Annotated in this window: 26 protein-coding genes; 13 read left to right on the forward strand and 13 right to left on the reverse strand. The window is 69.4% G+C overall.

All coding sequences use genetic code 11. The features are described from left to right. Window positions 1–114: 114 nt before the first annotated feature. From ABZ564_RS11175 to ABZ564_RS11190, 4 genes are all read left to right on the forward strand, one after another. On the forward strand, window positions 115–222 hold the full coding sequence (locus ABZ564_RS11175) for a putative leader peptide (protein ID WP_360853187.1): 108 nt from the start codon (window positions 115–117) through the stop codon (window positions 220–222). Window positions 223–383: 161 nt separating this feature from the next. Next, entirely contained in the window at window positions 384–1229 is an 846-nt protein-coding gene (locus tag ABZ564_RS11180; RefSeq protein ID WP_360853190.1) for a sulfurtransferase, read from the forward strand. A 73-nt stretch (window positions 1230–1302) separates the two neighbouring features. Next, window positions 1303–1590, forward strand: coding sequence for a DUF1416 domain-containing protein (locus tag ABZ564_RS11185; RefSeq protein ID WP_018519671.1), 288 nt, complete (start codon window positions 1303–1305; stop codon window positions 1588–1590). Window positions 1591–1745: 155 nt separating this feature from the next. Beyond that, complete coding sequence (locus ABZ564_RS11190) at window positions 1746–2060, forward strand: DUF3099 domain-containing protein (RefSeq protein ID WP_360853195.1); 315 nt, start codon at window positions 1746–1748, stop codon at window positions 2058–2060. Window positions 2061–2069: 9 nt separating this feature from the next. On the opposite strand, the gene ABZ564_RS11195 is transcribed toward ABZ564_RS11190, so the two are convergent. Further along, a complete protein-coding gene (locus tag ABZ564_RS11195; RefSeq protein ID WP_360853198.1) occupies window positions 2070–2432 on the reverse strand; it encodes a DsrE family protein in 363 nt (120 codons plus the stop codon). 59 nt (window positions 2433–2491) lie between these two features. Beyond that, entirely contained in the window at window positions 2492–2722 is a 231-nt protein-coding gene (locus tag ABZ564_RS11200; RefSeq protein ID WP_360853201.1) for a hypothetical protein, read from the reverse strand. A gap of 238 nt (window positions 2723–2960) precedes the next feature. On the opposite strand from ABZ564_RS11200, the gene ABZ564_RS11205 reads away from it, so the two are divergent. Genes ABZ564_RS11205 through ABZ564_RS11215 form a run of 3 tightly spaced genes read left to right on the forward strand, consistent with a single transcriptional unit; the run spans window position 2961 to window position 5052 of the window. Continuing rightward, on the forward strand, window positions 2961–3533 hold the full coding sequence (locus tag ABZ564_RS11205) for an FABP family protein (RefSeq protein ID WP_360853204.1): 573 nt from the start codon (window positions 2961–2963) through the stop codon (window positions 3531–3533). 48 nt (window positions 3534–3581) lie between these two features. Then, entirely contained in the window at window positions 3582–4064 is a 483-nt protein-coding gene (locus ABZ564_RS11210; protein ID WP_360853207.1) for a transcriptional repressor, read from the forward strand. Between the two features lie 22 nt (window positions 4065–4086). After that, window positions 4087–5052 (forward strand): folate-binding protein, encoded by a 966-nt coding sequence (locus tag ABZ564_RS11215; protein ID WP_360853210.1) that lies wholly within the window; start codon window positions 4087–4089, stop codon window positions 5050–5052. A gap of 18 nt (window positions 5053–5070) precedes the next feature. On the opposite strand, the gene dtd is transcribed toward ABZ564_RS11215, so the two are convergent. After that, on the reverse strand, window positions 5071–5520 hold the full coding sequence (dtd, locus tag ABZ564_RS11220) for a D-aminoacyl-tRNA deacylase (protein WP_360853213.1): 450 nt from the start codon (window positions 5518–5520) through the stop codon (window positions 5071–5073). A 117-nt stretch (window positions 5521–5637) separates the two neighbouring features. On the opposite strand from dtd, the gene ABZ564_RS11225 reads away from it, so the two are divergent. The 4 genes from ABZ564_RS11225 to ABZ564_RS11240 all read left to right on the forward strand — a co-directional run bounded on the left by ABZ564_RS11225 (window position 5638) and on the right by ABZ564_RS11240 (window position 9378). Further along, window positions 5638–6264: an ABC transporter substrate-binding protein gene (locus ABZ564_RS11225; RefSeq protein ID WP_360853216.1), complete on the forward strand. Its 627-nt coding sequence runs from the start codon at window positions 5638–5640 to the stop codon at window positions 6262–6264. A gap of 46 nt (window positions 6265–6310) precedes the next feature. Continuing rightward, window positions 6311–7297, forward strand: coding sequence for an asparaginase (locus tag ABZ564_RS11230; protein WP_360853219.1), 987 nt, complete (start codon window positions 6311–6313; stop codon window positions 7295–7297). Window positions 7298–7371: 74 nt separating this feature from the next. Beyond that, window positions 7372–8625 carry a GNAT family N-acetyltransferase gene (locus ABZ564_RS11235; protein ID WP_360853221.1) on the forward strand — a complete coding sequence of 418 codons (1254 nt, stop codon included), beginning with the start codon at window positions 7372–7374 and terminating at the stop codon, window positions 8623–8625. 66 nt (window positions 8626–8691) lie between these two features. Further along, a complete protein-coding gene (locus ABZ564_RS11240) occupies window positions 8692–9378 on the forward strand; it encodes a TetR family transcriptional regulator (RefSeq protein ID WP_360853224.1) in 687 nt (228 codons plus the stop codon). 347 nt (window positions 9379–9725) lie between these two features. On the opposite strand, the gene ABZ564_RS11245 is transcribed toward ABZ564_RS11240, so the two are convergent. From ABZ564_RS11245 to ABZ564_RS11285, 9 genes are all read right to left on the reverse strand, one after another. Next, window positions 9726–10235, reverse strand: coding sequence for an NUDIX domain-containing protein (locus ABZ564_RS11245; RefSeq protein ID WP_360853486.1), 510 nt, complete (start codon window positions 10233–10235; stop codon window positions 9726–9728). A 316-nt stretch (window positions 10236–10551) separates the two neighbouring features. Next, entirely contained in the window at window positions 10552–11520 is a 969-nt protein-coding gene (locus tag ABZ564_RS11250) for a TniQ family protein (RefSeq protein WP_360853227.1), read from the reverse strand. Between the two features lie 5 nt (window positions 11521–11525). After that, window positions 11526–12578, reverse strand: coding sequence for an ATP-binding protein (locus ABZ564_RS11255; RefSeq protein ID WP_360853230.1), 1053 nt, complete (start codon window positions 12576–12578; stop codon window positions 11526–11528). Next, window positions 12575–14626 carry a Mu transposase C-terminal domain-containing protein gene (locus ABZ564_RS11260; RefSeq protein WP_360853234.1) on the reverse strand — a complete coding sequence of 684 codons (2052 nt, stop codon included), beginning with the start codon at window positions 14624–14626 and terminating at the stop codon, window positions 12575–12577. Before ABZ564_RS11260 ends, ABZ564_RS11255 begins: the two co-directional genes overlap by 4 nt. Then, entirely contained in the window at window positions 14623–15348 is a 726-nt protein-coding gene (locus tag ABZ564_RS11265; protein WP_360853237.1) for a TnsA-like heteromeric transposase endonuclease subunit, read from the reverse strand. The genes ABZ564_RS11260 and ABZ564_RS11265 overlap by 4 nt, the downstream gene beginning before the upstream one ends. A gap of 283 nt (window positions 15349–15631) precedes the next feature. Next, window positions 15632–15895, reverse strand: coding sequence for a hypothetical protein (locus ABZ564_RS11270; protein ID WP_360853240.1), 264 nt, complete (start codon window positions 15893–15895; stop codon window positions 15632–15634). Continuing rightward, window positions 15896–16267: a hypothetical protein gene (locus tag ABZ564_RS11275; RefSeq protein ID WP_360853244.1), complete on the reverse strand. Its 372-nt coding sequence runs from the start codon at window positions 16265–16267 to the stop codon at window positions 15896–15898. Window positions 16268–16477: 210 nt separating this feature from the next. Continuing rightward, window positions 16478–17605: a peptidoglycan-binding protein gene (locus ABZ564_RS11280; RefSeq protein ID WP_360853247.1), complete on the reverse strand. Its 1128-nt coding sequence runs from the start codon at window positions 17603–17605 to the stop codon at window positions 16478–16480. 497 nt (window positions 17606–18102) lie between these two features. After that, window positions 18103–18714, reverse strand: a complete 612-nt coding sequence (locus ABZ564_RS11285; protein WP_360853250.1) for a Tat pathway signal protein — start codon at window positions 18712–18714, stop codon at window positions 18103–18105. Window positions 18715–18906: 192 nt separating this feature from the next. On the opposite strand from ABZ564_RS11285, the gene ABZ564_RS11290 reads away from it, so the two are divergent. Both ABZ564_RS11290 and ABZ564_RS11295 read left to right on the forward strand, forming a co-directional pair. Beyond that, window positions 18907–20103 carry a hypothetical protein gene (locus ABZ564_RS11290; RefSeq protein ID WP_360853253.1) on the forward strand — a complete coding sequence of 399 codons (1197 nt, stop codon included), beginning with the start codon at window positions 18907–18909 and terminating at the stop codon, window positions 20101–20103. An 81-nt stretch (window positions 20104–20184) separates the two neighbouring features. After that, window positions 20185–20331 carry a hypothetical protein gene (locus ABZ564_RS11295; protein ID WP_360853256.1) on the forward strand — a complete coding sequence of 49 codons (147 nt, stop codon included), beginning with the start codon at window positions 20185–20187 and terminating at the stop codon, window positions 20329–20331. On the opposite strand, the gene ABZ564_RS11300 is transcribed toward ABZ564_RS11295, so the two are convergent. Beyond that, window positions 20322–20552, reverse strand: coding sequence for a hypothetical protein (locus ABZ564_RS11300; protein ID WP_360853259.1), 231 nt, complete (start codon window positions 20550–20552; stop codon window positions 20322–20324). The genes ABZ564_RS11295 and ABZ564_RS11300 overlap by 10 nt on opposite strands. Window positions 20553–20655: the final 103 nt, after the last annotated feature.

The following is a 20655-nucleotide window of genomic DNA, read 5'->3' on the forward strand; positions in this document are numbered from 1 at the left end:
GCGGCGGCGCCGGACCCTTTCCGCACCGGCCTCCATTCCGCATTGCGGACGATCCTGTCTCAGGATGCGACACGCCGGTGACATGTCCGCCCGTACGTCCCTACGATCGGTCCCATGCAGTGCTCTATTGGCGGTCTCCCTCAGGGGGGACGGGCGGATCTCACGAAGCGGCGGGCAGTGGACCTGTGCCGCGTCGCCGCCATGCTCTGTCGCACTGTCTGAGCGGGACGCCCGGTTTCCCGCGTTCCCAGGCCCTTCGACCGCACGTCGGGGCCGTCCCGCATGTCGCCTGTGCCCGCGAGGCCCGGCCCGCGCCCCGTACATCCGCATCACGCACGCCCCGTGCACCATCTCGCCGCAGACTGCCCCGGAGGAGAAACACAATGAGCCGCAGTGACGTCCTGGTAGACGCCGACTGGGTCGAGGCCCACATCGACGACCCGCAGGTCGCCATCGTCGAGGTCGACGAGGACACCTCCGCGTACGAGAAGAACCACATCAAGAACGCGATCCGGATCGACTGGACCAAGGACCTCCAGGACCCGGTCCGCCGCGACTTCATCGACCAGGCCGGCTTCGAGGCGCTGCTGTCCACGAAGGGCATCGCCAACGACACCACGGTCGTCCTCTACGGCGGCAACAACAACTGGTTCGCGTCCTACGCGTTCTGGTACTTCAAGCTCTACGGCCACCAGGACGTCCGCCTGCTCGACGGCGGCCGCAAGAAGTGGGAGCTCGACTCCCGCGACCTCGTCGACGGCGACCAGGTCCCGTCCCGCCCGGCCACGCAGTACAAGGCCCAGCCGCAGGACGAGTCGATCCGCGCCTACCGCGACGACGTCGTGAAGGCCATCGGCACCCAGAACCTGGTCGACGTGCGGTCGCCCGACGAGTTCAGCGGCAAGCTGCTCGCCCCGGCCCACCTCCCGCAGGAGCAGTCGCAGCGCCCCGGCCACGTGCCGACCGCCCGCAACATCCCGTGGTCGAAGAACGCCAACGACGACGGCACCTTCAAGTCGGACGACGAGCTGCGCGCCCTCTACGAGGCCGAGCAGGTCGACCTGTCGAAGGACACCATCGCCTACTGCCGCATCGGCGAGCGCTCCGCGCTCACCTGGTTCGTGCTGCACCAGCTCCTCGGCCAGGAGAACGTCAAGAACTACGACGGTTCGTGGACCGAGTACGGCTCCCTCGTCGGCGTGCCGATCGAGCTCGGCGCCAACAAGTAGGCCCCGCGCCACCGGGCCGGCGCAGGCCGGCCCGCTTCCGACCAGGACACCCCGACCAGAAGGACTGAACACCATGTGTGGAGCAAAGGCCGGCGGCCCCGACGCTTCGACGATCAAGCCCGGTGAGACCACCATCCAGGGCAGCGTGACCCGCGACGGCGAGCCCGTCACCGGCTACGTCCGCCTGCTGGACTCGACCGGCGAGTTCACCGCCGAGGTCCCGACCTCGGCGACCGGCCAGTTCCGCTTCTACGCGGCCGAGGGCACCTGGACCGTCCGTGCGCTCGTCCCCGGTGGCAGCGCCGACCGCACGGTCGTCGCGCAGACCGGTGGCCTCGCCGAGGTGGCCATCGCCGTCTAGGACCGCCGTCGGCGACAGCCGATGACCGGCCGGAGGGCCGTACCCCAGGGGGACTGGACGCTTACCTGGCGCGGGTACGGCCCTTCGCGCTGCCCGGACGCGGACTCCGCTTCTCCGGACCGGCCGAGTGGGCCGATCGGGCCTACGCTGGATTCATGTACCGCCGACGCCGGCGCGCCTACTTCGTGCTGATGGGCGTATGCCTCGTCCTCTTCGTCTCGGCCTGGGCCTTCGTGAGGCTCTGGTCGATGCCCGCCGCCATCGCGATGTGCGTGGTCGCGATGGTGATCCCGCCCGTAGCGGCGATGGTCGGCAACCGCAAGGGGCCGGAGGACCGCTGGTGGGACGAGCCCGGCGCGCGGCAGGGGCCTCCGGCCGATGACACGCGGTCCGGCAAGGACGGTGCCACCGGCGATCCGGAGTCCGACGCCTGGTGGGAGGAGCTGGACGGCAGGAAACGGCGCGGCTGAGGAGGGTTCTCAGTAGACGAGCGCCTGCACGCCGTCGGCCATGACCTCGCTGACGAAGACCTGGGCCCCGGCGATCCGGACGCCCTCCAGGACGTCCGCCTCGGTGATGTCGCGCCGGGCCGCGCACTGCGTGCACAGCGTGATCCGGCCGCCCGCCTGGATCGACTCGATCAGGTCCGGCAGCGGCGCGGCGTGCGGCAGTTCGAACTCGGCGGCGCGGCCCGGCAACGCGAACCACGCCGATTCCCCGGTCAGCCAGAGCGAAACCTCCACCCCGCTGGCGACGGCCACCGCCGCCACGGTGAACGCCTGCGAGCAGCGCTCGGCGGAGTCGGCACCTGCGGTCACCTTGATCACGAGCTTCTTCGGCATGTACGGAACTGTAATCGGCGCCCCCGCAACCGGGTACGCATCCGATGCCTCCCGCGCGCTCAACACCCAACGCGCGGCGGGAAGGCGGAGAACACCGCCTCGCACGTCTTCAGCGAGCCGAAGCCCTTCGTGCCGCGCAGGTGCGGGCGGGGTACGTGGTCGCGGGGGATCCGGTCGCCCTGGTCGTCCGGTCCCGCGAGGACGCCGCCGGGACGCCCCGCGTGCCGTTCCGCCGGACGCTCGTCCCGCAGAACCGGTTCCTGGGCCGACCCGCCCCGGAACGGCGACACCGGGCCCCACCCATTAGGCTGGGGCCCGGTCCTGTACTGCCCTGTACTGCCGCCAAACCGCTCGTTCGAGGAGCCCCCGTGCTTGAGGCATTCTTCTCCGCCCTGCTGGTCCTGGTCTGCGTCGGCGTTCTCGCCTTCGCCGGCGTGACCGTGAAGAAGCTGTACCAGGGTCAGCGCTGACCCCCTCCTTGTTCCCGGCGTTCCCCGCCTCCCGCCTCACAGATCGACTGAGCCGCTCATGATCGAGATCCCGTCCGACCTCCACCCGGACCTCGTCCCGCTGGCCTTCCTCCTGGGCAACTGGGTGGGCGCGGGAGTCTCCGACTTCCCGGGCGCCGAGAAGTGCAACTTCGGCCAGGAAGTCACCTTCAGCCACGACGGCCGGGACTTCCTGGAGTACACCTCGCACTCCTGGGTCCTCGACGCCGACGGCAACAAGTCCAAGCCGCTGGAGACCGAGACCGGCTACTGGCGCATCGACAAGGAGCGCAAGGTCGAGGTCGTCATGGCCCGCGACCAGGGCGTCATCGAGATCTGGTACGGCGAGCTGGCCGACAAGAAGCCGCAGATCGACCTGGTCACCGACGCGGTGGCCCGGACCGCGGCCTCCGGCCCGTACAGCGGTGGCAAGCGGCTCTACGGCTACGTGAACAGCGACCTGATGTGGGTCGGCGAGAAGGCGACGCCCGAGGTCGAGCTGCGGCCGTACATGTCGGCGCACCTGAAGAAGACCGTCACGCCCGAGGAGGTCGAGGCGATGGCCAAGAGCCTCGGTGACCTGCCGGACGACGGGATCGCCTTTTTCAAGTAGCCGTCGTTTTCGCCGAGTAGCCATCCCGCCCGGACCTACACTGGGGCTGTGGTGAGCACCGACTGGAAGACCGATCTCCGGCAGCGCGGTTACCGGCTGACGCCGCAGCGCCAGCTCGTCCTGGAAGCCGTCGACACGCTCGAACACGCGACGCCCGACGACATCCTCGCCGAGGTCCGCCGGACCGCGTCGGGCGTGAACATCTCGACGGTCTACCGGACGCTGGAGCTCCTGGAGGAGCTGGAGCTGGTCAGCCACGCCCATCTGGGCCACGGCGCCCCGACGTACCACCTGGCCGACCGCCACCACCACATCCACCTGGTGTGCCGGGACTGCGCGGACGTGATCGAGGCCGATGTGAGCGTCGTCGCGGAGTTCACCGAGAAGCTGCGCGGGGCGTTCGGCTTCGAGACGGACATGAAGCACTTCGCGATCTTCGGCCGCTGCGCCGGCTGCACGGCGAAGGCGGAGAAGAAGGACGCGGACACCGACGGTCCGGCGGGCGGCCCCGCACCGGCGGCCGGGGCCTGAAAACCAGTCGTAGGCTGGTCGCATGAAGAGCCCCCTGCTGTCCCTGCCCGGTGCCGTCCCCGCCGAGGGCCGCGACGAAGGCGTCGCCGCGCACTACGGCGACCTGTTCCGCGAGCAGCGCGCCCTCGCCGACGGTTCGGGCCTGGTCGACCTCTCGCACCGCGGCGTCGTCACCGTCACCGGGAGCGACCGGCTGGCCTGGCTGCACCTCCTGATCACCCAGCACGTCACCGCACTCGCCCCGGGCCAGGCCACCGAGGCCCTGATCCTCAGCGCGAACGGGCACATCGAGCACGCCCTGTACCTCGTGGACGACGGCGAGAGCGTGTGGATGCACGTCGAACCGGGTACGCAGGGCGACCTCATCGCCTACCTGGAGTCGATGAAGTTCTTCTACCGGGTCGAGGTCGCCGACCGCACCGAGGACTACGCGGTGGTGTACCTCCCGGCCGGTTCGATCGCCGAGGTGCCGGACGGGGCCGTCGTGCGTGAGACACCGCACGGCCGCGACCTGTTCCTGCCCCGCGCCGACCTGGAGGCGTACGCGGCCGGGCACGGCCCGCTCGCCGGGGTGCTGGCCCACGAGGCGCTGCGGGTGGAGGCCCACCGGCCGCGGCTCGGCTTCGAGACCGACCACCGCACCATCCCGCACGAGCTGGGCCTGATCGGCGTCGCCGTCCACCTCCAGAAGGGCTGCTACCGGGGTCAGGAGACCGTCGCCCGGGTGCACAACCTGGGCAAGCCGCCCCGCCGCCTGGTCTTCCTGCACCTGGACGGCAGCGAGGTCGTGCTGCCCGGCCCCGGCACCCCGGTCCGGCTCGCGTCCGACGGGCCCGAGGGCCGCCAGCTGGGGTTCATCACCACCTCCGTCCGCCACCACGAGCTCGGGCCGATCGCGCTGGCCCTGGTGAAGCGGAACGTGGCGGTCGACGCGGAGCTGCTCGCGGGGGACACGGCGGCGGCCCAGGAGACGGTCGTCGAGCCGTAAGAATCCGGGGAACGGGGCTCAGACCTCGATGACGACGGTGAACGGGCCGTGGTTCGTGAGCGAGACGCGCATGTCCGCCCCGAACCGGCCCGTCTCCACCGTCGCCCCGAGCGCCCGCAGCCGCGCCACCACCTCGTCGACCAGCGGCTCGGCGACCTCGCCGGGCGCGGCGGCGTTCCAGGTGGGCCGGCGGCCCTTCCGGGCGTCCCCGTAGAGAGTGAACTGCGAAATCACCAGAAGCGGCGCATTCACATCCGAACAGGACTTCTCGCCCTCCAGAATGCGGACCGACCAGAGCTTCCGGGCGAGCTGCGCCGCCTTCTCCGGGGTGTCCTCGTGGGTCACCCCCACCAGCACGCACAGGCCCTCGCCGACTATTTCACCGACGATCCGGGAAGCCCCGTCGCCGTCCGCGGCGTCCGCAACCGTGACGCTCGCACCATCCACCCTCTGTACCACTGCACGCATACAGACCAACCTATCTTGGGCCGAACGGGTACAGAGCAACCTCACTTGGGCCCTCGGGGTGGCACCATGCTCGGGAGGCGGTGCGCCGACGCACCGGTCGAGGGGATGGACACAAGCATGAGCACCCATGGAACCGGGCAGTCCCCGGGCGCAGTGCCGGTCGCGCGCCCCGGCGTCAGCGGCAACACCGGTACCGGTACGAGTATCAGCACCATGCGCCCGCCCGTACAGCGGACCGGGCAGGGCGACGACCCCGGCGACGGAGTCCGGCCCGAGCTGCGCGCCCTGAGCCTGCCGGAACTGCGCACCCTGCGCCGCGACGCGCAGCGCGACGAGGCCGACCTCAGCTATGTACGACGGCTCGTCCAGGGGCGGATCGACATCCTGCGGGCCGAGCTGGCCCGGCGCCGGGACCCCGAGTCGCCGGTGGTGGACCGGCTGTCGGAGATCCTCGCCGACGCCCCGTCCCTGCAGCGCTCCTCCGCCCGGCACGTCACGCTGTCCACGCCGCGCAGTGACGAGTACCGCAGGCTCGCGGCCGAGACGCTCGCCGAGGTCGAGCTGTCCGACCTCGACGCCCGGACGGACGAGGAGCTGCACACCGCGATGGGGCGCCTGGTCCGCTACGAACAGCAGGTCTCCCGGCGCCGGCACCGGCTCCAGCGCACGGCGGACGGTTGCGGCGCGGAGATCGCCCGCAGGTACCGTGACGGGGAAGCACAAGTAGACGACCTGCTCACCTGAGGCGACCCTTCCGGGGGTGGGTCCCGTCCGTCCCCGGAAGGCCACCATGACCTCCAGCGCAGCCCGCACCCCCGCCATATCCGACCGGGCCCCCGGCCTGCCCGTACTGGCCGAGGTCGTGCGGTCCGGCTTCACCGAGGGGCACCACCGGGGCTCGCTGGTCGTGCTGGCCGCCGACGGCAGCGTGGAGCTGGCCCTGGGAGACCCGGCGGCGCCGGTCTTCCCGCGCTCCTCCAACAAGCCGATGCAGGCCGCGGCGTTGCTGCGGGCCGGGCTCGATCTCTCCGGGGAGCGGCTGGCGCTGGCCGCCGCGAGTCATTCCGGTGAGGGCTTCCACCTCGATCTCGTACGCAAGATGCTCACCGAGCACGGGCTGTCGCCCGAGGACCTGCAGACCCCGCCGGACCTGCCGCTCGACCCGGTCGAGGCGGAGACGTACCTCGCCGCCGGCCACGTGCGCGAGCGGATCACGATGAACTGCTCCGGCAAGCACGCGGCGATGCTCGCCGCCTGTGCGCACAACGGCTGGGACATGGCCGGCTACCTGGACCCGGCGCACCCCCTCCAGCAGCTCGTCCACCAGGTCGTCGAGGAGGCCGCGGGCGAAGAGGTCGCCGCCGTCGGCACGGACGGCTGCGGGGCGCCGCTGATGGCCCTCTCGCTGGTGGGGCTCGCGCGGGCGTTCCGCGGTTTCGTCACGGCGGAGCCGGGTACGGCGGAGCGCCGGGTGGCGGACGCGATGCGCACGCACCCGGAGTACGTGGCGGGCACGCGGCGCCCCGACACCTGGCTGATGCGGGAGGTGCCCGGCACGCTGTCCAAGATGGGCGCCGAGGCCGTCCAGGCGGTTGCCCTGGCGGACGGCAGGGCGCTGGCCTTCAAGATCGACGACGGTTCGACCCGGGCGCTGGGCCCGGTCCTGGCCCGCGCGCTGGGGCTGCTCGGGATCGACGCCCCGGTGGTGTCCCGGATCGGCCGGGCGCCGCTGCTGGGCGGGGCGGCGGAGGTGGGGGAGATCCGGGCGGCGTTCTGATCCCCGGCTCTTCCCGCGCGTACGGCCGTCAAAACCAGGCGACATCCGGCGGCGTGCTGCCTAGCGTGGGGCGGATGAACGCCCTGGATCTCCGCCCTGTCACCCCGTCCGAGTTCCCCGACTGGCTGCGCGCCCTGAACACCGGATTCCTCCGGCCGCCCACGCCGCCGGAGGAGGAGGTGACCGGGCGCATGGCGTACATGGACCTCTCGCGCACGTGGGGGGCGTTCGACGCGGGGCGGTGTGTGGCGACGTTCCGCTCGTTCGCGCAGGAGCTGACGACGGTCGGCGGTGCCACGGTGCCCACCGACGCGGTCACCAACGTCACCGTCTCGCCGACCCACCGCCGCCGGGGCCTGCTCTCGCGGCTGATGGCCGCGGACCTGGCGGCGGCGAAGGAGCGCGGTGACGTGGCGGCGACGCTGATCGCCGCCGAGTACCCGATCTACGGGCGGTACGGATTCGGCCCGGCGGCCTGGACCACCCAGTGGGAGATCGACGTCCACCGCACGGGCCTCGACCCGCACCGCCGGGTGCCGGCGGACGGCGACGGCGGCCGGATCGACCTGGTGGACGGCGCGGAGGTGCTGAAGCTGGGGCCCGCCCTGCACGACCGGCTGCGGGCCCGGCAGCACGGTGCGGTGAGCCGTGGCGCCCGCTGGTGGGACGTGACCACGGGGCAGCGGCCCTTCCCCGCCGACCACTGGACCGAACCCTTCTACGCCGTGTACCGGGGCGCCGACGGCACGGTCGACGGTCTCCTGATCTACCGCGCCGACGACAAGTGGGGCGACGCCAAGCAGCCGCTGAACGGTGCGAAGGTGCGCGACATGATCGCGGTGACCCCGGCGGCGGAGCGGGCGCTGTGGCACTTCCTGTGCTCGGTGGACTGGATCTCCACGATCCGTACCGGCCACCGCCCCGCCGACGACCTGCTCCCGCTGCTGCTGCCGGACCCGCGCGCGGCGCGTGTGGTGACCCAGGCGGACTTCCTGTGGGTGCGCGTCCTGGACGTCGTACGCGCCCTGGAGGCCCGCACCTACGCGGTGCCGGGCTCCCTGGTGCTGGAGATCCGTGACGAAGCGGGCCTCGCGGCGGGCCGCTTCCACCTGGACGCCTCACCGGACGGGGCCACCTGCACGCCCACCACGCGCTCGGCCGACCTGGCGATGGACGTGCGGGAGCTGGGGACGCTCTGGCTGGGTGATGAATCGGTCCTGCGGCTGGCGGCACTGGGCAGGGTGGAGGAGCCGGCCCCGGGCGCGGCGGCGAAGGCGGACGCGGTGTTCCGGGCGGCGCGGCGGGCCTGGTGCCCGGACGTGTTCTGAGCGAAGGGGGCCGGCGGAGCGGAGGGCTCAAGTCCGCTTGAGGGCAAGGGCGTACGCTTCAGGGTCATGAGCGCAGAGAAGGCCAGGTGGGACGGGTCGGCGGACGGGCTCGCGCCGATGAGCCTGCGGGAGCGGAAGAAGCAGCTGACGTACCAGGCGGTCTCCGACGCGGCGATCGCCCTGTTCCTCCGGCGTGGCTTCGACAAGGTGTCGGTGGCGGAGATCGCGGCGGCCGCGGACATCTCCAAGCCGACGCTCTTCCGGTACTTCCCGGCCAAGGAGGACCTGGCCCTGCACCGGTTCGCCGACCACGAGGACGAGGCCGCGCGCGTGGTCGCCGCGCGGCCGTCCGGTACGTCCCCCCTGGCCGCGCTGAGGGCCCACTTCCTGGACGGCCTGGAGCGCCGCGACCCGATCACCGGCCTGTGCGACGCGCCGGAGGTGCTGGCGTACCACGCGCTCCTCTACGGCACCCCGTCCCTGGTGGCCCGCCTCCACGCCTACCTGAGCCGTTCGGAGGACGCCCTCGCCCGGGCCCTCGGCGGAAGCGTTCCCGACCGCCTGGCGGCGGGCCAGATCATCGCGGTCCAGCGCATCCTGGCCTCGGAGAACTGGCGCCGCATCAGCGAGGGCGCGACGGCGGACGGGCTGTACGGCGAGGCGGTCGAGGCGGCCGAACGCGGCTTCGCGCAACTGCGGTCGGGGCTGGAGGGGGCGGCCGCGCGCGGGGCGGCCTCGGCGCCGCCCGCGTAGGAACGTCCTGCCGGGACCGCCAACGTCCTGCCGGGACCGCCTGGGCCGCGGACGCGCGGCGCGCGGGGCAGGCCGTACGGGGAGCGCCACGGGGCGTCGGGCGCGGCCACCGGGGCCTGCCGGTCCGCCCGCGCCCGGAACTCGTAGGACGACTTGTGGGCCGTCACCCGGAACGCCTCGTCGTACGGGGCCGGCACCGCCCGCCCCTCCTCGTCGGCCGGGAGCCGGGCCGCCGGCCTTCGCCGCCGAGGCTGCGGGCGAGGTGGAACGGCGTGCCGTGCGCGAGGCCGGCCTCGTCCAGTAGCTCGTGGGGCGTACGGGTGGCGCGGCCCGGGTGGCGGGCAGGATCAGGGCTGCGCGGTCCGGAACGCGAGATACCGGCTGAAGGCTTCGTGGCTGTCGGGGGTGAAGCGCCACTCCAGCAGGGCCGACCGCAGCTCCGGCTCGGTCAGCCAGCCGTGCCAGGCGACTTCACCGGGGTCGGGGACCACGGCGTCCGGCACCACGGCTTCGTGCACGCCGAGCCAGTGAGGGCTCAAGCCGCTGCGGTTGATGAACGTGAACAGCAGGCGCGGCAGCGCGCGCATGCCCAGCTCTTCGGCCAGCTCCCGCGCGGCGGCCTGTTCATAGGACTCGCCGACATTTGCGGCGCCACCGACCTCGACCTCATAGAGACCGGGGAAGCGCGATACCTGTTCCGACCGCCGGTGGACGAGGATCCGGCCGCGCTCATCACGGCACACCGTCACGGCGACCCGATGCAGCCAACCCTCCCGGACGGCCTCGCGACGGCCGACCACCCCCAGCACACGATCCTGACCGTCGACACGCTCCACCAGTTCGTCCACGCCGCACACCCTGGCAGAGCCCACCGACAACGCCGCTTCCCGGTGACTCGCGGAACCGGACCAAAGAGCATCCGGGCACGCAGGCCGGGCCCGGACGACGACAGCCGTCGTGCACCTACGTGTGCTGCTGTCCGTTCCAGGTAGATCTGGCGGAGGTCGGCAGCCCTGATCTGCGGTTTGCCAGATCCGTTGGGGCTCCGTGCAGCCCCAGTGTCCCGGCCGATGTGGCGGTGGAATTCGGTGAGCGAAACAAGCTCGGATAGTCCGCATAGGGGTGGCGGCGGAGTGCGGCCCTGACCTTGCTTCCTCCAGGTTGACTGGGACATCAGGGAGCCGTGTGTGGCTCCTCTTCGGACTCGAACCGTCCCCTGCCCCGGGCGTCGGTCCAGCGGAACAATGGATCGTTGCGGAGGGCGTGGCGTGCGTCGGGCATCTCGCGGAGTGTGTGGATGGAGAGCCGCCGTTCGGCTTCGATGTAGATCGCAGCAATGGTCTCTTGGTGTCTCTCGAAGGCGATGCCGGACTTGCGATGGATGCGGAGGGCTCGCCATCTGGGGTCGGCGATGATCCCGAGGATGCTGACGAACTCGGGGTAGGTCACGATGCTTTCCCGTTCGTCATAGCGGTAGCGCAGCACGCTGCTGTAACGGGACGCTTCGTGGGGAAGGTCTTCCAGCCGTTCGCGCCAGCGGCGTCTGAGCCCTGGCTGGTATCCCGCCACCAGCCAGGAGCGGGTGAGTTTCGCCGCTTCCTTGGTGGCCGCGTCGATGGTGTCGGGGAACCGACGTGCCAGCCTGACGTGCTGTCGTTGAGCCTCGACGAGCCCCACGAGATGGCCGACGTAGTAGTGGCATACGCCGTCGAGCCAGATGGCGTGCTTGAGGCAGAGCCGGGTGCTCGGGTCACGGTGGGTCAGCACGGGTTCGGTGATTCTTCGTCCCTTCATGCAGTGCCGGCAGGCGACATGGAGGTCGTAATGAGCGTGACCGGTCGGGCCGGTGCCGTCCGCCCGTGCCACGAGGCGGGCGAAGGCGGGCAAGGACCGGTCCAGTGTCTCGGCCGGGACGCCGGTCATGGCCGCGAGCCTGGGCAGCGCGGTGGGTGTCCAGTGCCGCAGGGGGTCGGGGCGGCGGGTGAAGTAGATGTGGGAGTGAGGGCTGAGGTACTGCCCGAGCAGGGGCGGAGTGGTGTGGTTCGCTTCGGCAAGACGGTGCAGGTAGCAGCCCAGGACCTCGCCGCGGATCGGAGGAAGCGGGACGGGCAGGAGCCGGACGGGTTCTTCCCAGGGCTTCACGGACTTCAGGCCGCCTTCGTTCTGCGTGCCCGTTTTATGACGGCCTTCTTGGTCCTGGCCTGTTCGACGGTGTGGTCGAGCTCGACCGAGTCGAGGAGGCGCTTGGTGATCCTTTCGGCCCCGCTGTCGATCGCTTCGATAGCCGCCTCCCGGACGAGCTGGGAGAGACTGCCGATCAGGCCGCTGGTGCGTTCGTGCAGGTAGGCGTCGAGCGCCAGGAGCGTGCCGGGGCGGTGGCGGTGCAGCCGCAGTGACTCCTCCAGTGTGCCGATCACCGACTGCCATTCTTCGAGGCTCTGGCAGTTGCTCCGCCTGAAGGGCTGGGAGGGGATGACGGAGTACCGGCCTGCGATCTGTGCTCCTCTCGTGCCCTGGAACAGGGTGCTGTTCTCGACTTCGAGCCCGGCCAGTACGAACGTCGCCGCGATCCGCTCGGACAGGTACTTGAGCTGGTCGGATGCCTCGGCGCCGTAGCGGGTGGTCAGGTCAAGATTGTGGATCTCGTCGACCAGAACCAGGGTGGTGCCGAGCTGGGCGAGCAGGTCGCAGACGGCGTTGGTGATCTGGACCTGGCTCATGCGGTGGAGCAGAGGGACACCGAGGAACCGGGCGAACTCCCCGGCGAGCATCTTTGGGGTCGCTGCCGGTGGAACGGTGACGAAGATGACCGGCAGCTGGCCCGTGACGGCGGGGTTGCGGCGCCGGATGAGCTGTTCGACGTTTTTGCCGAGCTGGGTGATCGCGGTGGTCTTGCCGGTGCCGGACGAGCCGGACACGATCAGCCCACGCCGAGCGGAGACCTGGTGCCGGTTGAGCACGATCCGTTTGCGTCCGGTGGTGACGACCTTGCGGATCGTGGGCGTGGCGACGATGACGGAACTGGAGTGGTAGTCCTTCCGGGCTTCCTGGTAGGAGTCCAGTTCCTCCGCGTCCAGCTTGGTGCCCGGCGCCAGCGGCGGCGGAGGCTCCGGGCGTTCCTCGACGAAGGCCCGCCAGCCTTCCTTCGTGGTCAGCGTTGCGTACGGGTTACCGATGGCCGGTGGCAGTTCCTCGTTCACAGGCGGCTCCCGTCGGTGAAGGCGTCGAAGACGCCGAAGGGGATGACCGACGGTGTATCCGCCGCGGCTTCCTCGTCCTCGTCCCACTCGTCTGCGTCGTCGATCTCCGGTGCCGGAGCAGGTAGGGCCGTGATGGGTCTGGCGGGCTCCAGGGCCGCCCGGGTGCGGGCCGCAACACGGCGATCCGGCCCGGACTCCGCCCGGACCAGGAGTTGCTCGACTACGGCCGCGACGGTGACTTGGTTGGTGTCGTCCTGGCCTCGCAGCGCGAGCTGGTCGCGGGCCCGGCGCCAGGTGAAGTCCGCAAACGGTGCGGAGATCAGATGCCGGTGCGTCCAGGGAACGGTGATCCACTCTCCGGTGCGGGCATCGCGTACCCAGACCTGGGACAGGTCGTAGGGGTCGTAGTGGACCTCCCAGAGACCGCCTTTCGCGGCCACTCCCGAAGGGCGGCGCCGCAGCGGAGCCAACTCCGGGCAGTTGTAGGTGCGATGGTCGATACGGATTCCGTAATCGTTCACCGACCGCCAGACCGCCGGAAGCAATTCGAGGTAGTCGAGACCGCTCAGCGGCAGCGGGACGTAGCCGGTGCGAGCCACCAGCAGCGCGTACGCGTCGTTGGGTGACATCGAGCGGCCGGGTAGGAACGGACTACGAAGCCCGTCGTGCGGCCGCTGCTGCCAGCAGGCCACGATCCATTCCTGAAGAAGGTCATCGAGTTCCGCGAGCGTCCAGACCGCCTCGACACCCGCGCCACGGCGGTCCGTGTTGGAACCGGTGTAGCCGGAAACATGCTGGCAGAGAAGGGTGCTGATGGAAGAGAACGTCCGCTCCACGATCGCCTTGTCTGTCGGAGTGGCGGGCCGCGAGGGCTGGACGGAGACACCCAGCGACCGGCAGGCGGCGATGAACGTGTCGGAGACGAACACCTTGCCGTGGTCGATGCCGATGGTTTCCGGGACGATCACCGGTTTCGCGGCGGCCTGTTCCAGCCGGGCGTCGATGTCCAGCAGCCGGGCGTGCGGGATCAGCGTCGCCGACATGGCCAGGGACTCCGGCCAGCCCGGCCGCAGCGGCTCTGGGACCAGCATCTTCGCCAGCAGCAGCGATGCGTCGACAGCTTTGGTGCCCGCCGGCCGCAGCACCGCCGCGCAGATCGTCCGGGTCGCCACATCGACGGCGATGGTCAGCTCCGGACGACCGTTCACCCCGTCCTCCAGGATCACCAACACGTCCAGCGGAGTCGTGTCGATCTGCACCAGCTCGCCCGGTCGGCAAGCTGCGGACGGCGTGAACATCCCCTCGGGACGCCGAGCGTGGGAGCGGCGGGAGGCAGCCGAACCGAAGGCGTGCGTGCCCGTGCTCACTGCCTCGACAAGCCGGTAGAACGTCGTCTTCGACGGCATCGGCACCACCCCGGCCCCATGCCGCTCGGCCAGCAGAGCCTCAACCCGGCGTCGCACCCGGCCTCGTGTCCCGGTCGACTCCTCCAGTTGCCCGGCCAGCACGTCCGCGACGGCTGCCACCACCCGCTCATCGGCCCGGCCCGTCGGTGAGGACAGGCGGGTCTTGCGGTGATCGACCAGACCCCAGACCCCTTGATCGCGGTAGCGGGCCCGCATCCGCTCCACGGTCCGTGCGCTCACCCTCCAGCCCAGGGTGCTCAGCTCGGCAGCCTTCGCGGCGATCCGCTCATCCAGGGTGTGCACGGCCGGGTCGTACTCAGGCCGCGGCCCTGCCCCGGCTCCGACACCACTCTGTCGCCCGGATTCCAGCTCCAGCAGATGCCGTTCCCAGGCGGCGGCCTTCTCCGCCTCCTGCGGCGGAACGGTGTCCAGCAATGCGAAGGGCGCCACTACCGGTGACCCATCTCGCTGACCAAGGAACTCGAAGCCTTCGGTAGCCAGGAGGTGGGCCAGCAGCACCAGACTTGCCCGACCGGCCTCGTCGGCCAGCCGCACCAGCGTCCCTGACAAACCGACCACGGTATGCAGCCGCTCATCGAGCCGGATCTGGTCGCCGACGCGTAGTGCTGCCCGTCCGCTCACTCCGCCTCCACCCGCGACACCAGCGTCGTGTCCGTCAGCGGCTTCGACAGGTCCGCACGGAGGCGCCCCGCCCAGAGCAGATGGAATACCGCTGGTAGCACCGCAATTGGATCACCCAGCAGAGACGCCTGTCCTACCAGCGGCGAGGGCACCGAGAACACCGCCATCAGCCGCTCGGCCAACCCCGCGGCGGTTACGTGCCGAGGGTGCCGGTACCCCACCAGCCAGCGGACATTGGCTATCCGGACGGTGTCCACCATCCCGACCACCCGATAGCCCCAGCCCACCGCTTCACACGCCAGGCGCGTCACCGCGAACTTGGCCGCTGATCGCTCGTCGACCCGGTCCAGAGGCCGGCAGTCCACCAGCAGCCCCCGGCCGTCCTCGAACCGCGCGAAGTAGTCCGGCGCGTGTGAGACCGCTCTGCCCTTGTCGTTCTGCCAGAACAGCCATAGCGGCTGCGACAGCAGCCCAGTCACCTCGGGTGTGAAGTCCAGCAGCATCGCGTGATCCCGCTCTAGCCACGACTCGAACCCCACATGGCCGCCGGTCGTGGCCGACCAGTACAGGCCCGGGAAATTCCGCTGCCCGCGGTACGACGGGAACCCGCGTACCGGCAGTCCCGCCTCGAACTCCACCGATGCCACCTCCGCCAGCGACTGCCGGTGCTCACCTCCGGCATCACGCCAGCCGACTTCGAATCCCTCCGCCCTCGGCCCCATGTACGCAACTATCCAGAAACACCGCGAATTCACCAGATCATCTGGGTCGAAACCCCTCATGGGAATGAAACTGCGGCCAGAGCCGGCGCATCAACCTGATTGGACCCCGCATGACGGATTGGTCGCAACTCACCCACGCCTACAGGTCGGTGGAAGGGTGTCGGCGCGGTCATGGCGGACGACCTGATGGCGCTGCTCCGACCGAGACGACCCCTCCGGCGCGCGCCGGAGGGGGTATGGAAGGACAAAGACTTGACGCGGTTCGGTCTCGTCGCTGCTGTGCTCAGTGGCGTGGGCGGCTGAACCAGGCCATGCCGTCCTTCTGAACCATGACGACGATCAGCAGAACACCGGCGGTCAGCTCCACAAGGGCTGCCATGACGCCGGTTGCGGGGGCGACGCTGGCCGTGAGGCCGAGAGTGAAGGTGCCGACCACGCAGAGCCAGGCGCCGTAGACGATTGTGCAGATGCGGAGGGCGTTGCCTCCCTTGCCGAATCGTGCGGCGAGAACGAGCGCGAGAACAGCGTAGATGGCGCCCCAGAGCATTCAAACCTGCGCGACCACCATCTGCCCTGCCGCCTTCTGCTCCGCTTCCTCAACAGCGGGTGCCATGAACCCCGAAGACCCGCTGTAAGGATCGAGTGCGCTCTGTGCCGCCGCAGCCTGAGCGAGCGCAGCCAGGCCCAGAATGATCAGGAAGCCCGTCAGCAGGAACAAGACGATGCGAGCCGCTTTGACCCGCTGCGGCATGTCCGGGGAGCCGCTGGCGTACCCCGGCTGCCGCACATACCCGAATCCGTGCGACATCTGAGGCTGCGGGGGGTAACTCGGCGGGGGCGGCATGTGCGAGAAGCCGAATTCCGGCTGCTGGCCAGGGAGGTTGCTCTGCTCGGGCCCCGAGCGAGGTGACTCGTTCATGAGGATCGTTCTCCTTCGGCCTTGAAGTAGCGAGGGCGGATGTCGATCTGGTCGGCATGGGTTGGCGGTCGAACCGCTACCGGGCTTGGGGGCAGGGGGAGGGGCTTCCGCCGGGTTCACCTGGCGGAAGCCCCTCGGCTGAGGGCGGCATCAGCGCCTCGGAGGAGTCAGCCACGACCGTCACATGCCCGTGATCTGCGAAGCACGGGCCTAGTTGAAGGTGATGTCCCAGTGGACGGCACCCTTCGTGGGAGCCTCGTAGACGTACTCGATCGCAATGTTGCTGAACTTGCCCCTCCAACGCGGGTCGGCCTCGCGGTAGCCGTCCCTGCGCTGGGTGTTCTTGATCCAGTTTGTGATGCAGGTGTCGATGCGGAGGTCGAGCTTGTAACCCTTCGTGTGGGCTTTCGGGATCTCCTCGTCGTGGATGCCGTACTCAGTGCCGCCGGTGATGACGACGGGACAGCCGCTGGCCTTGCGTAGGGCGATGACCCCGCGGATGGAGTCGCTGCGGATGTCGTCCAGGCTCGTGCAGTCCCTGTTGTTGCGGTTGTCGCAGCCGCCGCTCGACGATGTGGTGATGCCGACGGGCCGCAGCAGGGCCATGGCCTGGGCGTGGGTGAGCTTCTCGGAAAGCTGGGACGGCGCAGCCGGGGCCGGCTTGGCGGGGGTTCCGGGCTTGGCCAGCGCGGTCCCGCTGATGAGCTTCTTCCAGGTGAGCGGCCCCACGATGCCGTCGGCCGTCATGCTGCGGCTTTGCTGGAACTTCGTCACAGCGGCTGCGGTGGCAGGGCCGAACGCTCCGTCGATGGCGAGCTGGTTGCGGTACATGTTCAGCTGGACCTGCACGGCCTTCACTGCGGGGCCGGATGTCCCGCGGCCGACCGTGCGTACCATTTTGTTCCAGGTGGGTCCGTCAATGGAGCCGTTCACAGTGAGGCCATGCCCGCGCTGAAACGCCGATGCTGCGGCGGCAGTGGCCGGGCCGTAGATTCCGTCGGCGGCGAGGCGATAGCCGCTGGAGGTGAGCAGCAACTGGGCACTCAGGACGTTCTCGTTGCGCTGTCCAGTCTTGAGGACGGGCCATCCCGTGTCGCTAGACGACGGCTTGTTCAAAGATGTCCCGTACAGTCCAGGCTGTGGGTGTCCGCTGGTATTGCCGTTCCCGGCGGCTGAGAGCCCGTCACCCCGTGCCTGGCCGTCACCGGAGGCGTCGAAGGTACTGAGCGTTACGTCGGTACTGCGCGTTTCTCCCTCATGGACCACACCGAATACGACGGCACTGACAACAGCGGCTGCCACCGTTGGCATCATCAGATTCCTGATCGTCTTACGCATATCGCATCCTTTGTATTAGGCCCCTGCATATCTGGCGGGGCAATCGGTGGCGGGCGCGCTCATGTGGGCCAGTCACGCCCGCGATGTCTGAGGTGGTGAGGGCTCGTGCCGAGTGGCAGAAGCCCTCACCGAAGAGCCGGGTCAGGTCACCCTGCGGCGTTCATGCGGTCAGCCGCGGCCGTCGCATGCCTTGCAGTCGCCGCTGCCGCGGCAGCTGTCGCACTTCCACACACCTCGGTAGCCGGATCCGTCGCAGGTGGTGCACTTTCCATTGCCCTTGCAGCGCTGGCACTTGTTCCACATGGTGAGTCCTCTTTTCGTTAGTGCCTTGTCGGTGGCGGATGTCGCTGGCCGACAGGTGGCGTCTGGTTAGCCGGGGGCTTCGCAGGCCTTGCGGCTCGCGCAAGGGCACAGCGCCATCCGATCCGGCAGCCGGTGTCACCGCAGGTCGTGTGCTTGCCTTCGCCCTTGTACCGCTAACACAGGCTGATCGGCCCTCAGTACGTACGGGCTTTCTCCCAGCCGCGCGCGTTGTCCAGCGTGGTCGCGAAGTAGTTCCTGGGCGGGACGCCCTGGCCGTCGGGCAGGTGCTTGATGCTGAGGGCGGGGCTGTACTTGCGGAAGATCGCGATCGACTTCGTGAGGCAGTTGTTGTGGGAGATCTGGTAGCCGTTGTTCTTCATGTTGTGGAAGGTGCGCTGCGCGGCCTTGAGGTCGCCGCCAGCCGTGTTGATGCACCGGTAGGCGTCGTAGAAGCCCTTCCTGTGGTGGCCGTCCCGCTTGATGCTGTTGCGGAAGTCATCCCAGGTGCCGCCCTTGATCCAGCTGCCGTTGTTCTTGCCTGGCGCGGTGTAGGAGTCTCCCTCGGCGTTCTCGGTCGCACCCCAGATCCAGTGGTTGGTGTTCTTCGGGTCGCGGATCGCCCAGGCGACGTGTCCGTAGGTCCGGCCGGCGAACGGGGCGCCCTCCTTGTCCAGGAAGAGGCACACCCGGCCGCCCGTGGCGGCCTCGGCCGCGCCTGCGGCGACCATCGGTACGGCGGTCGCCGACAGCACGGCCGCGAGGAGGGTCAGTACTGTGCGATGCTTTCGGGTCGTCGATCGGAACACGGCGTAACTCCGCTTCTGGGTATGTGGATTGAAGGCGAGCCGGCTCGGCTCGCTCTCTGCGATCCACTCTCCTGAATGTCGGAGGCCCGCTCCAGACCTTTCGACTGGCAGGCGCTTGCAGTGCAACAGGTGCACAGGCTCTGATCTGCCGTTTCACCAGTGCAGTGCAAGCTCTAGGCAGGAAGGGAAGCAGTGGTGGGAGAACAAGGGGAGTCCTTCGAGGAGCTGGCGTACTCACTCGTCCAGGCCCTGGACGAGTGGAGCGACTGCCTGCACGAGATGCTGCGGGGGTCAGGGCCCTCCCGCGCGGGACTGGTCGCCCGGCTGCGGGACGCGGACCCGAGGATCGACAATCCCCTTCTCGGGTATTGGCTGCTCGGCCGCAATCAACTGCTCGGTGAGAGCAAGAGGTCCGGCCGTGTACCGACCATCCAGGACACCACCCAGATCGTGGAGTTCTTCCCGGCCGACGCGATGCCTCAACGTCAACGGTTGATCGGGATCGCCAAACGGATCGAATACCACAAGAACCAGCTACAGAAGATCAAGGGCCATCAATGGCGCAGCGCAGTAGTCGACGCGCTCCGGGCACCGGAGCAGCCCAGCGTGCCAGACCCGGCCGCCCCAGCGATTTCTCCCGAGCCTCCCAGACCACCGCTCGTTTCCGCTGGCGGCATGTCGGCACCAACCCCAGTAGCTGAGTCCATCGTGCCGGTCACCGTGAGCGAAGAGAGCGTGCACCCCGCCACCGACCGGTCGGCTCCGCCGACGCCCGTAGCCTCTCCTGTCTCTGCCACCTCCAGATCGCGGAAGTGGCCTATCGCCATCACTGTGATCGGCAGCCTGCTGCTTGTCCCGGTGATCGCTGTGAAGGGATGGCCCGGATCAACCGGGCAAGATGACCAGAGCGGGTCTTCCTCCAGTTCGGGATCGGCTGCGCCGTCCGCAGAGTCACCCGCCTCGCCCACTGATGCATTGGGGGGAGACAGCCGCTGTTCTCCGCCCAAAGCCGGTCCGTCCGGTGTTCAACTGCGCGCCTGCGCGAGGGTCCAGCGTGACAAGGTTTCTTTCGCTGCCAAGGTCGACAACCCCACAGCTTCCGCTGTGGAAGTCACGGTCAAGGTGAATGGCTCCTGGGCAGGAGTGGCTCACGTCTGTGAACCGGGGACTGCGATTACGCACATCACTGTCAAACCGGGCACCACATTCACCACCGATCCGGCCCACTGCGAGACAGCACGTCAGGATGCTCCGCTGGCCTATCAGGCGGAGGCGTACATTGCCGCAGGCAACGGACAGGAGTGGATTGGCCACATGTTCTCTCCCCGCGCCAACGTCTACGCGGACCGGGGGACCCTGTGGCGCTGCGGTGGCGATGTGCCTTGTTAGAGGGCGTTAATGAGGCGTAATTTCCGTTCTGTGATCGCCTGATCGTGTGGATCAGTGGGATTCGGGCAGGTCGGTTGAGCTGTGCTGGGATTTGTGGAGTACGAGGTCGACTGCCCCGGCTGCGAGACCGGCCTGTTCATCGTTCTCGGCGAGCGAGGATTCTTCTCCACCAGCGAGGACTCGCGCCCTCGGACGACGATGCCGAGACGAGGCCCCTGCTACCGGTGAACCCGGCCGATCTCGACGGCATCGGCCGACGCCTCCGCAACATCGCACTCTCCGACGGCCGGTACGAGGTCGCCCACGCGCTGACCTACGTACTCCGTCGCCGACCAGGTCAGCGCCAACTGGTCAGCCGTGCGGTAGACGCCAGAACGGCGGGACTCCGCCAGGTCCACCGCCAGAACTGCGGGGCTCCGCCATATCCGCTGGGAACGGACAGCTGCCATGCTCAGGCGCAGTGGGCCGTTGTGACTTCCAGCGTTAGTTGTCACCAGAGGTGACCTCTCGCCTGGGACGCTCTCGCGGGGTTCCAGCTCTTTCTGTCACCAG

The organism is Streptomyces sp. NPDC019224 (assembly GCF_040632605.1).
GTDB lineage: Bacteria > Actinomycetota > Actinomycetes > Streptomycetales > Streptomycetaceae > Streptomyces.

Coding starts and splice junctions, on each gene's coding strand:
- ABZ564_RS11175 (WP_360853187.1), top strand. CDS start 115: ATGCAGTGCTCTATTGGCGGTCTCCCTCAGGGGGGACGGGCGGATCTC.
- ABZ564_RS11180 (WP_360853190.1), top strand. CDS start 384: ATGAGCCGCAGTGACGTCCTGGTAGACGCCGACTGGGTCGAGGCCCAC.
- ABZ564_RS11185 (WP_018519671.1), top strand. CDS start 1,303: ATGTGTGGAGCAAAGGCCGGCGGCCCCGACGCTTCGACGATCAAGCCC.
- ABZ564_RS11190 (WP_360853195.1), top strand. CDS start 1,746: ATGTACCGCCGACGCCGGCGCGCCTACTTCGTGCTGATGGGCGTATGC.
- ABZ564_RS11195 (WP_360853198.1), bottom strand. CDS start 2,432: ATGCCGAAGAAGCTCGTGATCAAGGTGACCGCAGGTGCCGACTCCGCC.
- ABZ564_RS11205 (WP_360853204.1), top strand. CDS start 2,961: ATGATCGAGATCCCGTCCGACCTCCACCCGGACCTCGTCCCGCTGGCC.
- ABZ564_RS11215 (WP_360853210.1), top strand. CDS start 4,087: ATGAAGAGCCCCCTGCTGTCCCTGCCCGGTGCCGTCCCCGCCGAGGGC.
- dtd (WP_360853213.1), bottom strand. CDS start 5,520: ATGCGTGCAGTGGTACAGAGGGTGGATGGTGCGAGCGTCACGGTTGCG.
- ABZ564_RS11225 (WP_360853216.1), top strand. CDS start 5,638: ATGAGCACCCATGGAACCGGGCAGTCCCCGGGCGCAGTGCCGGTCGCG.
- ABZ564_RS11230 (WP_360853219.1), top strand. CDS start 6,311: ATGACCTCCAGCGCAGCCCGCACCCCCGCCATATCCGACCGGGCCCCC.
- ABZ564_RS11235 (WP_360853221.1), top strand. CDS start 7,372: ATGAACGCCCTGGATCTCCGCCCTGTCACCCCGTCCGAGTTCCCCGAC.
- ABZ564_RS11240 (WP_360853224.1), top strand. CDS start 8,692: ATGAGCGCAGAGAAGGCCAGGTGGGACGGGTCGGCGGACGGGCTCGCG.
- ABZ564_RS11265 (WP_360853237.1), bottom strand. CDS start 15,348: ATGGGGCCGAGGGCGGAGGGATTCGAAGTCGGCTGGCGTGATGCCGGA.
- ABZ564_RS11270 (WP_360853240.1), bottom strand. CDS start 15,895: ATGCTCTGGGGCGCCATCTACGCTGTTCTCGCGCTCGTTCTCGCCGCA.
- ABZ564_RS11275 (WP_360853244.1), bottom strand. CDS start 16,267: ATGAACGAGTCACCTCGCTCGGGGCCCGAGCAGAGCAACCTCCCTGGC.
- ABZ564_RS11280 (WP_360853247.1), bottom strand. CDS start 17,605: ATGCGTAAGACGATCAGGAATCTGATGATGCCAACGGTGGCAGCCGCT.
- ABZ564_RS11300 (WP_360853259.1), bottom strand. CDS start 20,552: ATGGCAGCTGTCCGTTCCCAGCGGATATGGCGGAGCCCCGCAGTTCTG.